General features: G+C 23.8%; 9 protein-coding genes and 1 tRNA gene. 5 read left to right on the top strand and 5 right to left on the bottom strand.

Going from position 1 to position 16,277, the window contains the following annotated elements; genetic code table 11:
* Nucleotides 1–350 precede the first annotated feature (350 nt).
* From Q0087_RS02110 to Q0087_RS02090, 5 genes are all read right to left on the bottom strand, one after another.
* Nucleotides 351–422: transfer RNA gene (locus Q0087_RS02110), tRNA-Gln, on the bottom strand.
* A 147-nt stretch (nucleotides 423–569) separates the two neighbouring features.
* The gene (locus Q0087_RS02105) at nucleotides 570–1,049 is read right to left on the bottom strand and encodes a DUF1284 domain-containing protein (RefSeq protein WP_297897983.1); all 480 of its coding nucleotides are present in this window, start codon (nucleotides 1,047–1,049) and stop codon (nucleotides 570–572) included.
* 336 nt (nucleotides 1,050–1,385) lie between these two features.
* Nucleotides 1,386–1,991 (bottom strand): biotin transporter BioY, encoded by a 606-nt coding sequence (locus Q0087_RS02100; protein ID WP_323383791.1) that lies wholly within the window; start codon nucleotides 1,989–1,991, stop codon nucleotides 1,386–1,388.
* 338 nt (nucleotides 1,992–2,329) lie between these two features.
* A complete protein-coding gene (locus Q0087_RS02095) occupies nucleotides 2,330–3,565 on the bottom strand; it encodes a UPF0104 family protein (protein ID WP_297897979.1) in 1,236 nt (411 codons plus the stop codon).
* Between the two features lie 28 nt (nucleotides 3,566–3,593).
* A complete protein-coding gene (locus Q0087_RS02090; protein ID WP_297897977.1) occupies nucleotides 3,594–4,433 on the bottom strand; it encodes an RraA family protein in 840 nt (279 codons plus the stop codon).
* Between the two features lie 1,809 nt (nucleotides 4,434–6,242).
* On the opposite strand from Q0087_RS02090, the gene dnaG reads away from it, so the two are divergent.
* From dnaG to Q0087_RS02065, 5 genes are all read left to right on the top strand, one after another.
* Nucleotides 6,243–7,391, top strand: a complete 1,149-nt coding sequence (gene dnaG / locus Q0087_RS02085; protein WP_297897975.1) for a DNA primase DnaG — start codon at nucleotides 6,243–6,245, stop codon at nucleotides 7,389–7,391.
* A 316-nt stretch (nucleotides 7,392–7,707) separates the two neighbouring features.
* A complete protein-coding gene (locus Q0087_RS02080) occupies nucleotides 7,708–10,494 on the top strand; it encodes an HAD-IC family P-type ATPase (protein WP_297897974.1) in 2,787 nt (928 codons plus the stop codon).
* A gap of 430 nt (nucleotides 10,495–10,924) precedes the next feature.
* The gene (gene xerA, locus Q0087_RS02075; protein WP_297898021.1) at nucleotides 10,925–11,812 is read left to right on the top strand and encodes a site-specific tyrosine recombinase/integron integrase; all 888 of its coding nucleotides are present in this window, start codon (nucleotides 10,925–10,927) and stop codon (nucleotides 11,810–11,812) included.
* 633 nt (nucleotides 11,813–12,445) lie between these two features.
* Nucleotides 12,446–15,253 (top strand): transglutaminase domain-containing protein, encoded by a 2,808-nt coding sequence (locus Q0087_RS02070; RefSeq protein WP_297897972.1) that lies wholly within the window; start codon nucleotides 12,446–12,448, stop codon nucleotides 15,251–15,253.
* 33 nt (nucleotides 15,254–15,286) lie between these two features.
* The gene (locus Q0087_RS02065) at nucleotides 15,287–16,255 is read left to right on the top strand and encodes a hypothetical protein (protein WP_297897970.1); all 969 of its coding nucleotides are present in this window, start codon (nucleotides 15,287–15,289) and stop codon (nucleotides 16,253–16,255) included.
* Nucleotides 16,256–16,277 lie beyond the last annotated feature (22 nt).

Raw genomic sequence — 16,277 nt, 5'->3', positions numbered from 1 at the left:
TTATTAATTCTGTTAATATAATTTTAGTAATTATATTAATTTAACAATTATAATAAAATAATGATAATTATAATTATAAATTATATAAATTAATAATTTGTATATAACTTAAAAATTAGGATAAAAAACATATTAAATTATATAATTTCAATTTGATATATTATTTATTAAATTTTTTATATTAGATTTTTTATACTTTTATTTTCAATGCATGAAGAAAATAAATTTTATAAATATATCATTATAAAAAATAATCATTATTTTATTGTATAAAATTAGTAATTATGTATGAAAAATAATATCCTTCATTTAATTTTTATAATATGCTTTTAAAAATAATAAAAATAAGATAGTCCCGAGCGGAGTCGAACCGCCGTCTCCGGGTCCAAAGCCTAGAAGGATTACCACTACCCTACGGGACTATATATACTGATTTGTAATTACATACAATTACAGCAATTTTACTTTAATTGAAGTTATATTTAAATGTATTGGTTTCGACATAAATATTTAAAATTTTTATTATTTTTATATATTTTATTATTAACTTTATTTTATAATATTGATAATTATTGTCTTGATTGATACCACAAGCATTTATCTATCCACTTACAATCTCCACAAATATTTTTGGCATCATTTAAGTATTTTAAAGAATTATTAGCACGATAAATAATTTCGGAAAATTCGTATTCTTTTTCTTTTTTTATTTTTGCTATTTTTAAAACTTTTGAATCCATATTTTCAATTTTTTGATTATTATTTGATATTAATGAGCTAATTTCAATTTTCTTAATTTCTTCTTTAGTGTAATTTTCATGAGATTCTAAATCACCAATACACATTTCACCTTTTAATTTTGGGCAAAATTTACATATATCATCTGCAGATTCGGTTAGAATCACTTTAGTATTGGAATTTTCATCATTTAATTTAGAAATAATTTTTTCCATATTATTTTTAAAGTTTTCATCATATCCATATCCTTGATATCCTTGTAAACAGAGTATATGATGTCCACGTAGATGTATAATTTTTTTTTTAATCATAGTTTTCCTAATATATAAGTATAATTATTAAGATTAAAATAATATATTATTAATATAATAATTTAATATTGGCTCTAATATTAAAAAATCATAAATATTAATGAATATAAACACCAAATAATGATAAATTTGATAAATCTTATTTAAAAGTAGCAATAAATATATTTTTTAGATAAAGATCACATAATTTTATTTTATATTTATTTTATATTTTTAATAATTAATTGTATTAGTTATATAAAATAATACTTATTTCTCAAAAATTATAAAAGATGAAAATTTTTTATAATTAAAAAATAATTATAAATAATTATTAATAATCATCAATAATGATGATTATTGTTTTGGTAAAGCTACTTTTGATACTCCAGCAGCAATTCCAACTTTAAATATATCTCCAATTATAAATGGAGCAAGACCCATCATTATCAAAGTTACAATATCTGGGAAAGCACCTTGGGTAAAGTATAACCAAACTCCTAATCCAATTAAACCAGGAATATAAATACAACCAAAGTTAGCTACTAACATTAATCCAAACATTTTCTTAAAATTTCTGCTGTCAGCATATTTTTCTGCAATATATCCAATCAATGCAGCAGCAAGTATAAAACCAATAAAATACCCGCATGTTGATCCTAAGAAAATATCTAAACCACTACTCATTTCAGCAAACCAACTTACACCTAAGATCCCTGCAATTATATATATAATTTGACTCAAAACACCAAATCTTTTTCCAAGGAACAAACCAGACACTAACACTCCGAGGGTTTGTCCAGTTATTGGTACTGGTGTCCAAGGTAGGGGGATTATAATTTGAGCTAATATTCCAGTTAAACATGCCATTAAAACAGCCATAGCTATTTTTTCTACATTACTAGCTTTTTGAATTTTACCAAAAATATTCTCCCTTATATAATAATAAGATTCAATATTAATATTCATTATATTTCCTCCATTTATTTTTCTTAATTTTGAATTATATTTAATTTTACAGCATATAATAATTGGATAAAATATTATAAAAATCTTTCTATGCCATATCTTAAAAAAAAGTTATTTTTTTAATATATTTTTAAAAAAATAGATATTGTATAACATTTTTTTATAATATCTATATTTTTTTTATAATAAGTTCAGAATAATTAATATTTTTTTTATAATAAGTTTAAAATAATTAATATATTTTTATTAATTTTAAATAAATTTTTATTAATCTTATTATACATTTTTTACATAATTGATTTGTTGATTAATATTTTTTTTAATTTTAAATATTATGTTGTTGAATTATTATTAACAATTTTCTTACCATAATAAATTGCAGTAATCAATCCTATTATAGTAGGAAAAATATATGATGCTATTCTTTCAATTGCACTTGCAGCTATTACATAATCTGCACTTATTCCAACGGGAACAAAAAGTGCTATCATAATTATTTCAGTAATTCCTAATGATCCTGGTAATAGTGGTAAAAAAGATAATAATATGGCTATTGTAAATATAGTTATAAATGGTGCTAATGGTGGAGTTATACCAATAGCTATGAATGATAAATAAGAATTAAATAAGTCTAATCCCCATGTTAAAAGTGCAAGAAATGCACCTAAAAAAAATATTTTGTTTTCCACTATCATAGTAAAACTAGAATTAAAATTATTAATATAATATAATGCTTTTTCCTTTATATTTTCTAAATTATATCTTTTTTTTGTTAATCTCTCAACAAGAGGATGTACCCAACTTAATATTTTCATGGCTATTTTTTCAGAAACAGTTTTATTTATTCCTGCATATATCACAAGTGAAAACCCAAATATTGTAACTAATATTAACAATATTAAAAATGTTTTTGACAAAATATTTAATTGCCATGATAAAAGTGCAAAAACTGCTAATATTGACATTAATAAGAATGGAAGCAGTTCGAACACCCTATCTGCCATTGTTGAAGCAAGACCTACTTCAAATGGTGTGTTATTATATTCTTTAAGTACATATGCTCTAAGAGGTTCTCCTCCTATTGATCCCGGTGTTATATTGTTTCCAAATATACTTGTCATTAATATGCCTAGAACATTTATAAATTTGGGGGACTGATCCATTTTATCTAATATAATTTTCCACCTAAGTGCCCATAGTAAATACACGATTGTTTGTATAATGAAAGTAAGTCCCAATATCCACAAGTTTGTTTTTTTTAAAGTATCTATTACATCGTTTATTCCTGCAAGTATTAATATTGTAAATACAAGACCAAATACTATTGCAAAGGAGATAATTATGCTTTTTTTGTTATCTCTAATTATAGAGTAAATATCTTGATTTTCATCTTCATTTTTATTTTTTTCATTATTTTTTTCACTATTTATTTCATTATTTTTTTCAATTTTTTCATCTTTTATTATTTTTTTATCTTTCCCAGTCTCTTTATTTTTTATTATTTTTTCATCTTCTCTCATTTCTGAGTTATAATCTTTAAAAAATTCATCAGATTTTTTAGAAGTCATTTGAATCCTCTTTTATCAAATATTAATTTTATTTTTTAAGCCCAACAATTTGGGAAAGAGGTTTTCCTTTTTCTATTTCAGAAATTATATTTGTTTCATTAATTTTTATTTCTAGAGTTTTAATCATTACCTCTGAAAAGAGCTCTTGTGGTACATGAACAACTCCACTTTTATCACCAAATATGAAGTCTCCATTTTTAATTATTATTTCGGGATTTTCACTTATTTTAATAGGTATATTAATTTTTCCTAAACCAAGGGCATTTCCTGCATTAGGTATTGTTTCCCTTGCAAAAACAGGATATTTGTATTCTGAAACAAAATTTATGTCTCTTACAGCTCCCCATATAACAGTCCCATTAATTCCTTTTTTTTCTGAACAACTTGAAGTTAGTTCTCCCCAAACCGCAGAACTAGTTCCATTAGTTTTTATAAAAATTATATTTCCTTTTTTAGCAGCATCAATGCCCAATAATGAAGTTCCCCAATCATCTGATGAACTTTCAACGGTAATAACTCTCCCATATGCAGTTTTACCATTTATTGATTTTATTCCATTTAATACTCCACTTCTTTTTGTTATTTTATTCAATGCATCAGATATTTGGCATGAAGCAGTATTATCTAAAAGTTTTTTAAGGTTTTCAAATCCAAAATCTTTTTTGATTTGATTTTTCCCTTTAATTTTTTCTTTATCTTTTTTTGTTTTATAAGAATTTTCTGATTCTAAATTATCTAAATTTTCGATTCTAAAATCTTCTTTACAGATTTTTAGGTCATTGATTATCACTGTTTTTTTATTTTTAAGATGTTTTTTATATGATATTTCATTTAATAATGACTTTGCAGATAATTTTGATTTTCCCATTTTAACACCTATTAAACCATATAATCGTATTTATAGAATATTTAACTATTCTTATAGCATTTTTAGATAATATATTTTTAATTTTTATTTTGTTTTAATCATTAATATAATTTGTTTTAAATAGTATTTATTTACAAATTTATTTACAATAACAATTTTACAATTTTATTTTTTTAATATCTATACTTTTTTTATAGTTATATTTTTTATAATTTATTTGATCTAATTATATTTTCAATTTAATCCAATCATATTCCTAATATGGACTCAATATTTTTTATAATCCATAATTTCTATCCGAATCTTAATAATTAATAACAAATTTTTTTATTTTTTATATATACTATTGGATATAGTTTAGAATATTATTTGGGATTTATAATTCTTTAAGAATTTATATAAATATTTTTAAAAATTATAATATTAATAAAAAAATAGCTATAATTGTGAAAAAGTTAAAATAAGAAAAAATATTCAAAAATGGAAAAATATAGGAAAATATAGGAAAATATGATGAATTTAAAAAATCTTGGAAAGGATTAAAACAACAAATGCCTCATTCTGCTTAGTTTTAAATATATGATATGATTTTTAAATATACAATTTTATATACTAGTAGTTATATATTATTATTCAAGATACTAATCATAATCATTATATGCTCATTCAGGGCTTTAAATTATTAAATAATTATCAAAAATTTAAATTATAAATCAATAATAAGTTAAAATAAATTTAACTATGTTAATAGGAAATATGACAAAATAATGTTTAATTCAACAAGTAATGTCATATATGACTGTCAATGCTTAATAAAAATTAAATCTTTTAAAAATTAATCTTAATATCAATTCATTATATTTAATAATTAATTTATTTATTTAATATTCTTTAAAAAATATTTATAAAATAATTATAAAATAGAAAATAATTATAAAATTATATCTAATTATAAAATAATTATAATAAATAATTAATTAAATAAATAATAATTAATTAAAATATTAAATTTGGTGTAATATTTAGAAAAACATCATTAATTGAAAGATTAAATGATTAAGAATATAATAATTATTGATTTTTAATTGATACAGGGATAATCATTTTGAATAAAATTAAGGAAACTAAACATGGATTAAAACTATTATATTATGCAATTATAAAAATCATGATCTATAAAGTTATATAAGTGGATATTGTCAATTATTAAATATTAATAATTAATTTAATCATATTCTATTAATTTAATTATTTAACAATATCATTGATTATATTATTTTAGTATTATTAAAATATATTAATTTAATATTGTTGATATTTATTGTCATATATCTGAAATCAAATGATAAAATAAAAATTAATATAACTATATAGATAAAATATTTAATAATAGGGAATTAATCTATTGGTTATTCTTACTAAGCTCTTTTTTGCATATTGATTGTATTGTATAATGAATCTGCTGTATTTAATATACTTAATACACTTAATAATTGTTTTAAATATGTATATTTTCTAAAATAGGGAATATATAATATTAAAATTTAAAATATATAAATTTAAAACATATTTTAAAAATTATAGGTATTTATGAAGATTATTTGTTAATTATTATTAAATATATCTAGTTATTAAATATAATGGCTCATTTGCAATTTTATTAAATTTACAAGTATAATTTATGCAATTACATTGCCATCTGTGATATCTGTAGAATTTATTATCAAATATAGCTACAGATTATTGTTCATAGATAATATAAATTATCCCTGCAAGTACATTAAGTATCTAATTTAATGGAGGCTTAACATGGGAAAAGGAATTGAAGAACTTACTACAACTAAATATCTTATTCACGCACAAATTAATGCAAATGGAATCGTCGAAAAACCGGATGTTGTTGGGGCTGTTTTTGGTCAAACTGAAGGTCTTTTAAGCAATGACTTAGATTTAAGAGAACTTCAAAAAACAGGTCGGATTGGAAGAATAAAAGTTATTATTCATTCTAATGGTGGAAGGGCTAAAGGAGAAATTGTTATTCCTTCTAGTTTAGACAGAATTGAGACTGCAATCCTCGCAGCATCTCTTGAAACAATAAATAGGGTTGGACCTTGTGAAGCTCATATTAAAACTATTAAAGTTGAAGATGTTAGAGCTGTTAAAAGAGAACAAGTTGTTAATCGTGCAAAAGAAATTTATAAAGGAATGATGGAAAAAGTCACACCTGAAAGCATGAAAATGATTGAAGAAGTTAAGGAAGCTATGAGGGTTCATGAAATCTCTGAATATGGTGATGAAAAACTTCCTGCTGGACCTAGTATCCACACTTCTGATGCTATTATTGTGGTGGAAGGAAGATCTGATGTTCTCAATCTATTAAAATATGGAATCAAAAATACTGTAGCTGTTGAAGGGGTAAATGTCCCAAATAGTGTAGCTAATCTCACAAAAAATAAAACTGTGACTGTTTTTGTTGATGGAGATCGTGGTGGAGAATTAATATTAAAAGAACTTATGCAAGTTGGAGAAGTTGATTATGTAACAAGGGCTCCAAAAGGCAAAGAAGTAGAAGAACTTGAAAAAGAAGAAGTTATGATAGCTCTCAGAGATAAAGTTCCAGTTGAACAATATTTTGCTAACTCAAAACCTAAAGCTCAAACTCCTAAAGTAGAAGATAAAGTGACTTTAATGAGAAATGTATTAAGGGATTTAGAAGGTAGTGGAAGTGCTGAGATATTAGATGATGCATTAAACATCCTAAATGAAGTTAAAGTTGAGAGTTTATATGATGAACTTAAAACTGCAAATAAGGATGCTTATGCAGTAATATTTGATGGTGTTGTAAGTCAAAGATTAGTTGACATTTCTGTTTCAAAAGGAATTAAAAATTTAGTTGCTTTTAAAGCTAGTGAAATGGTTAAAAGACCAGATAAACTTAGAATCATCACTGTTAATTAATAAAATATAATATTTTTTTAATTTATTATTAAGATATTTTATTATAAACTTTCTTTATTTTTTTTATTTAATTTATTATCTATTATCATTTAATTACTATATACTTAATTATTATCTACTTAATTATTATTTATTTAATTAATATATACTTAATTATTATCTACTTAATTATTATTTATTTAATTAATATCTACTTGATTATTATCTACTTAATTATTATTTATTTAATTATTATTTATTTAATTTTATATTTTAACATTTACTATATTCATTAATTTTAATCATTTAATCTTTAAATTGTTGAAAAGGTTTTAAAATGACTGATTCCAAATCAAAAATTCTTTTTTGGACATTAAATACCGAAGAAGCTTTGAAAAAAGTTAAATCTACTACCAATGGCCTATCTTCTAAAGAATCTTTACATAGATTTGATAAATTTGGACCTAATACTCTTGAAAATGGTAAAAAAGCACAATCGAATCTTTTATTATTTTTATCTCAATTTAAAAATCCAATTACATTAATCCTGTTATTTGCTGCATCTCTTTCTTTTTTTTTGCAGGATACAACTAATTCAATTATAATATTATTAATTATATTATTTTCAACAATTTTAGGATTTTGGCAAGAAAAATCAGCTGGTGATGCTGTAAATGAACTTTTGAACCTTATAAAAGTTAAAACTACTGTTTTTAGAGATGGTAAAAAACATGAAATATTTGTTGAAGAAGTTGTCATAGGGGATATTGTTTATTTAAGTGCAGGAGATATTATTCCTGCTGATGGGCTTATTATTGATGAAGATGAACTTTTTGTTGATGAAGCTACATTCACTGGAGAAACTTTTCCCGTAGAAAAGAAAACTGGTGTTTTAAATGAGAAAACTCCATTAAATAAAAGATTTAACTCTGTTTTTATGGGGTCTCATGTTGTTAGTGGAACTGGGACAATTTTGATTATTTCTACTGGTAAAAATACTGAATTGGGTACTATAAGTGAAAAATTAAGTTCTAAAAGTCCTTTAACTGATTTTGAAATTGGAATTAAAAAATTTGGTACTCTTTTAATGGAAATCACTCTAATAATGGTAATATTTCTTTTTGCAGTTAATGTTCTTTTAAACAAACCTTTTTTTGATTCATTATTATTTACATTAGCTTTAGCTGTAGGTTTAACTCCTCAGTTATTGCCAGCTATTATTAGTGTTAACTTAGCAAAAGGCGCAAAGCAGATGGCTAAAAAGAAAGTGATTGTTAAACGTCTTAACTCTATTGAAAATTTCGGTAATATGACTGTAATGTGTTCTGATAAAACGGGAACATTAACTGAAGGTAAAGTTGAAGTTAATAATACAGTAGACTATTTAGGAAATGAAAGTGAAATGGTTCTTATATTAGCTAAAATAAATGCTACTCTTCAGCAAGGATTTAAAAACCCTATTGATATAGCTATTTCTAATATTGAAACTAAAAATTTTGGTGAATATGTTAAAATTAGTGAGATTCCTTATGATTTTATTAGAAAAAGACTCAGTATACTTGTAATGAAACAATCGGAAAATAATAATATTACTAATAATAGTAATAATAATATTATTAATAATAATGATAATAATATTACTAATAATGCTTTTAATAATGACATTGATGATAAAAAAGATTATAAAAAGAAATATTTTAGCTATGATAAGAAAGATTACGCAGAAAGTCATAATTCTTTAGCTTTTGATGATATTTATTCAAAAGAAAATAATATCAGAAATAGAAAAAATTCCAATGAGAATCATACAAAAATTAATTTTGAAGAATCCAATATTTTAATTACTAAAGGGGCAGTTAGTGAGATATTGGGTATTTGTACTCATGCAATAGATAATGAAGGAAAAATTGTTGATATTTCTTTTGTAATTGATAAAATAAATACTATTTATAAAGATTTAAGTTCTGAAGGTTTTAGGACATTAGCTGTTGCTTATAGGGACTTTGGCAATATATCTGTTATTAATCATGATGATGAATCTCAAATGATATTTGCAGGTTTTATTTCTCTTTTTGATCCTCCAAAAGAAGGAATTAAAAATACTATATCTGATTTAAATGAACTTAAAGTTAAACTTAAAGTCATTACTGGAGATAATGCTTTAATAGCTAAAAACATGGCTAAAAAAGTTGGGATGAATAATAATAATGTTTTAACTGGTAATGATATTCAAAATATGAGTGATGCTGCTTTTGTTCATAATGTTTTAAAGTATGATGTATTTGCTGAAATTGAACCAAATCAAAAAGAAAGAATAATATTGGCTCTTAAAAGCACGGGAAAAGTAGTTGGATATATGGGTGATGGAATTAATGATGTTTCAGCTATCCATAGTGCTGATGTTGGCTTATCTGTTAATACTGCAGTTGATGTAGCTAAAGAAGCTGCAGATATGGTTTTATTGGATAAAGATTTAGAAGTTCTTATAGAAGGTATAAAAGAAGGTAGAAGAACCTTTGCAAATACTCAAAAATATATTTTCATGGCTACAAGTGCTAACTTTGGGAATATGTTTAGTATGGCTGGGGCTTCAATTTTCTTACCATTTTTGCCATTACTTCCAAAACAAGTTTTACTTACAAATTTAATGACTGATATGCCTTCTATGACTATTCCTTCTGATAATGTTGATGATGATTGGATAAAAAATCCAAGAGGATGGGATCTAAGTTTTATAAAAAAATTCATGTTAGTTTTTGGAATTTTAAGTTCTATATTTGATTATATAACATTTGGAATCCTGATATTTTTATTTAAGGCAACTGAAGTTGAGTTTCAAACTGGATGGTTCATTGAATCTGTTGTTTCAGCTACTTTAATTGTTTTAGTTATCAGAACAAGAAAATCTTTTACTCAAAGTAGACCAAGTAAATATTTAGCAGTTTCTTCAATATTAATTGCTTTATTTGTCATGATAATGCCTTATATTCCATTTTCCTCAATTTTAGGTTTTAAACCAGTACCTCCAATTTTTTATTTGGTATTGTTAAGTGTAGTTGTATTTTACATATTATCTGCAGAATTAACCAAGAGACTTTTTTATAAATATATACATTCTTTATAGTCAAATTTTTTGAAGTAATATATAATATTGATTTTTAATTTAGTATACAATTAATTTTTAATTTATTATTCAATATATTTTTAATTTAGTATACAATTAATTTTTAATTTATTATTCAATATATTTTTAATTTATTTTTATTTATATTTCTTTAATTGGCTTTATCTACTTTTAATAACCTTATTTAAGTTAAGTATATTAAGTATGTTTCATATAATTATAATAAATTATTTTTAAACATAATTTATTAATTTTATTTTTATTTTTTATATTAATATTCTTTAATTGAGTGGATAAAATGGTAAAATATTCTGATACAAATCAAATCAAAAATTCAAAAAATTGGTTTGATCCTCCAAATAATGGATTACCTGCTTATAATGAGAATGGTGATTTAATAAGTGTATTAGAAGTATATGATTTTCCAGATATGATTGAAGAATACCTAATTGAATTAGAAATAAGAAATTACTCTAAAAACACAATTAAAACATATAAGTCTATCATAAAGAATCTTCATGAATATTTAATGACTCAAGACGATTTATATGATGAAAAAAGATTTATAAGAAGCTTTAAAAGATATATTCAATATTTAAAGAGAGATAAATTAGTTTCCCAAAATTATATTTATTTAGTAACTGTTGTTTCAAAAAAATTTTTAGAGTTTCATAGTTTGTATTTCTTAGATGAGATAAAAACTCCTAAAAGAACTAAATCTCTTCCAAAATCACTAAATGAGTCAGAAGTTAGAAGATTAATCAATGTTTATAATGAAGATATATATGATGATATTGCAGAAGATAATAATAAAATAAAAACTAAGATTAGAAATAAACTTATTTTAACTTTATTATACTCTTCAGGAATTCGAGTTTCTGAACTTGTTTCATTAATAACTAATGATATCGACCTTGAAGAGAGAACTATGCGAATTAGGGGTAAAGGTGACAAAGATAGGATTGTATTGTTTGATAATAATACTAAAAACTTAATTGAAGAGTATCTTTCTATTAAAAGTCATGATAATATTAACGATTCTGATAATAATTATTTATTTACAAATAAATATTATAAACCATTAACCACTAGATATATTCAAATAATGATAAAAGATTATGGTAATAAAGCAGGGATTAATAAAAAGGTCACTCCTCACATTTTGAGACATTCTTTTGCAACACATCTTTTAAAAAATGGTGTTGACATCAGAGTAATTCAACAACTTTTAGGACATTCTAATTTATCCACAACTCAAATTTATACTAGTGTAGATATGGAAACGCTTAAAAATGTTTATGACAAAGCTAGAATGTGATTAGACATATTTCATTTTATATTTATTGATATATTTTTAGCTATTTTTTCTTTTTTATATTTATCTTTTATTTTTTTATATTTATTTTTCATTTTTATTTTTTTAAATTTTTTTAATTTTATATCTATTTTTAGTATAGACTTTATTTTTTTAAAATTTTTTTCAAGGGGGTAATAATTTTTTACTATTTTTTTTTAAAACCTGTTTTGGTTTGTTTTTTTATTTTAGTTTATTTTTTGTTTTGTTTTTGTTAATGGTTTTGTTATTTGTTTTTATAGGATTTTTTATTATTTTATCGGAAGTTATATATATTAGAAAGTTTATATAATTTATTATAATATTACATAGTGAGTATTCACATATATTTTTTTTAGGAAGGATGTGATTCTTAAGATATTTAGTTTATAATGGAATTTTGAATAATGTTAATTTATGCTATTTTTAAATGGTAATATGAAAAAAGAGTTTTTTTTATATGAATTAATGTTGTTTTGTTCTTCTCTCTAATTTAAATGGGCAAAAGGGGGTATTATATAATGTGTTGTTCATTTTTTTCATTGTTTCCCCCAAAACCTTTATCTAAAAATGCTCTTTTTTAAGTGAAAAAATAATTGAATTAAAGAGGGAGAGAAGATGAAATTTATTAAGAAGAAATTTTTAGTATTTATGCTATTGATTTTTTTCATGACTTTATTGTCTTTGACAGCTGTTTCTGCTGCTGATTATACAGTAAGTGGAAATGATTTTGGTAATATTCAGAGTACTGTTGATGGTGTTGGTTCGGGGGATGTTATTAATTTGGCTGGTGGGACTTATAATGGTTCTGGTAGTGAAATTAGTGTTAGTACAAATAATCTAGTTTTTAATGGTCAGGGAGCTATTTTGGATGCTAATGGTAATAGTAGGATTTTCATGATATCTTCTGATAATGTTACTTTGCAGAATATGATTTTGAGAAATGGTAATTTTGATGGTTATGGTGCTGCTGTTTATGTAGCTGGTGCAAATTTTAAGATTATTAATTGTAGTGTATTGAATAATGTTGGTGATGGTGGTGGAGGAATAATGATTACTTCTTCTTCTCCAGGTTCTATAGTTGATAATTGTATGTTCTCATCTAATGTGGCTTCTTATGGTGCTAAAAATGGTGGTGCATTGGCTATTCATGCTTCTAATGTTTGTGTTTCTAATTCTGTTTTTATAAATAATATGGCAGATGGGCATGGTGGTGCCTTAACAGTGAATACTGTATCTGGCGGCACTTTAAGTAATATTAATATTAGCAATTGTAATTTCACATCTAATACAGCTACAACCATGGCTGGTGGAATATTTTTAAGTTCTAATATCACTGTTTTTTTAATAACTGGTTGTTTGTTGTCGGATAATACTGCTCCAATGGGCGGTGGAATATATACTACCTCTCCACTAAGTATCTCTTCATCAACATTTAAAAATAACTCCGCCAATAATGGAGGAGGAATTTATTCAACTAATAGATTAACTTTATCTTCTACTTCTGGAACTAATAATAAAGCTACTAGTGATAATGGCGGTTTTATTTATGGAACTGGAACAATTAACATAAATGGTGGAACTTTCTCTTCTAATATTGCTAATTCTAATGGTGGAGCTATATATACAACTGGTAGTAGTAGAAGTAATATAATAAATTCTAAGTTTACTAGTAATTCTGCAAAAAATGGCGGGGCAATATATAATAATGCACCTTTAACTGTTTCATCTTCCACTTTTAAATCTAACAAAGCTCGTTCTAATGGTGGGGCTCTATATGCTAATAAGAATTTAAATATTAGTGGGGGTAGTATTACAAGTAATAATGCTAGTTATGGTAGTGGTATATATAATTTAGCTACTTTAAGGGTTTATAAAGTCTATATGAGTTCTAATTTTGCAAAAGTTATAAGTATTACACTTAAAACTCCAACTGAAGTTAAACCATCTAAAAAATTTACCATCAATGTTTATTTAAAGACTGGTGATAACATTGCAGGGTTCATATATAATAAAAATGGAAATACCTATATAAATGGTTCTAGAAAACTTCCTTTGGTTTATACTCCCTTTAAAACTTTTTTTTCAAGCATTGGGGCCAGTAAAAATAATATTAAATCTAGTTCAAATGGAGTTGCTACAAGAACAGATACCGCAGGCAAATCTAAATTTACTGTTAAAGTTAGCTATTCTCAAGGTGGAAAAACTTGGTCAATAAATAAGACTGTTAAAGTGACTAGTAGTGCTAAAAATACTAAAAAAACCTATACTACTAAAAAATCAACCAATAATAAACCTGTTTCAAAGAATAATCAATCAACCACTAATGTTAAAAGTGGAACTAGTATCAAAGTTTCCCTTTCCAATCATGAACATGCTCATTTAGCTAGTTTAGTTAATATGGATAGCTATACAATTAACTCTAAAAAAATTAGCTATTGGAATCTTAAGAAGAGTACAACTCTCACTAGAGTTACTGATTATATTTATAAAGTGGATAAAAATGGATGGTATTCTGGTACAATAAACAGTAAAAATGGTGTTAGCTGGAAAAAATTGACTAAAAAACCTAATAAATCTGGCAATTGGTTTAATCTTACTAATACTTCAGGCAAATATGTTATAAGAAATAAAGTTACTCAATATACGAATGATACTTCAAAGAATGCTCTCATGTTTTTTGTTTCAGTTAAAACTAGTATCAATCATAATTCTTTGATTCCATATATAAGTTATAATTATACTTTGGTTAATAAGAATACTAAATCTAAAAAGACAGTTAGATTTTTTGAAGAGGCAACTACAGACATATACTTTTTAAAAAGTACTTCATATAATTCTAAATTAAAAAATTATTTGAAACACAAAGATAATCGTGTTCAGGTTGGTAATAATGAAATTAAAAAATTGATTATAGATATTTTTCAGAAAAGGGCGGGAAATACTAAAAGTAAAAAGTTATACGGTAAATATATTGAAGGTGAATTAACTTCATTAAATAAAATAAAGGCTATTTTTTATTACTTGCGTGATAATGTGGATTATCAATATTATACTAATGGTCATTTCAAATCTCTTGATGTTTTTTGGAGAATGAACAAATGGAGTAATGATCATGCTAATTGTGTGGATCAGTCTGTATTACTTGTTACAATGTTACGTACTGTAGGAGTTCCTGCAAATTTTGAAAATTGGCATGGATGTAAATTTAAATATAATACCTATGGGCATGTTTTTGTATATGCTTACTCTTCTAATTCAAAAAAGTATCTACTTGATACAACAGGTAGTTCTAATACTCCAGGTACTCATCCTAATTGGTCTGGTGGAAGTGGAAATTCATACTATTCTATTGGTAATCCAAAAGGATTGAATTTATACCAATATTCATGTAAAAAAACCAACCATTATCATCATAAAGATTAGTTTAATGATTTAAAAATTATAAAGGTGTTTAATATGTTTAAAAAAGTAGTTATAATAATAATATTGATTTTTTCAATATTTATTTTAATGAATAATATTAGTGCTACGACTTATACAGTCAGCAATTCTACGGATTCTAATACTATTTCTAAAATGATTAGTGGAGATGTTCCTTTTAAAAATGGAAAAATTATTCGTAATGGAGATATTGTTAGACTTAAAGCAGGTAATTATTATAATATAAATCTGGTAGTTGATAAGAGAATTAGTATAGTTTCAGCTAAAAATGCTAAAAATAAGGTGAATTTTATAGGAAGGTATAAGAATAATAATCTTTCTAAAAATTCTTCTGCCATATTTTTGAATTCAAATAAAGTTAAGATTAAATGGATTAATATTAAAAATTATAAATATGGAATTTTTCTGAATTCAAGTGCTAATTCAATTAGCAATGTGATTTTAAGGAAAAATACACAGGGAATATTTCTAAATAATGCTAAAAATAAAATCTTCTATAGTACTCTTATTAATAGTGGAATATATATTGAGAATAATTTTAATAAGATTTATTCTAATAAATTTAGAGACGCTAAAATTTATATAAATGGACTTAGTAACAAAATCCAAAAAAATAGGGCGTATAATACTACTTTAACTATAAATGGGAATAAAAATAATGTTCTAAAAAATATTTTTATTAGGTTTAAATCAGGCATTATTGTTTATGGCAAATTAAATAAGATTACTTCAAACAATTTTTATCGTGGTAATGGAATTGCGATACATGGATTAAAAAATAAAGCATATTATAATAATATTACTCATACTTTCATTGCTTTTGGCATTTATAATTCAGGCAATTGTTTGTATAAGAATAATCTTTATAATAATAACTTTGCTATAAATTATAATAATAAGAATAATAAATTTGTGAAGAATAACTTCAAAAATAATAAGGATAATATCCATTTTGAGAGTTTTGGATTCCCTGATGAAACATAAAAACATGAATATCATATAGTAT

Origin of the sequence: uncultured Methanobrevibacter sp. (assembly GCF_937881195.1) — an archaeon.
In the GTDB taxonomy this organism is placed as follows: Archaea; Methanobacteriota; Methanobacteria; order Methanobacteriales; family Methanobacteriaceae; genus Methanobinarius.
The sequence above is the reverse complement of the archived record's forward strand: the minus strand, read 5'-3'. Positions and strand labels throughout refer to the sequence as shown.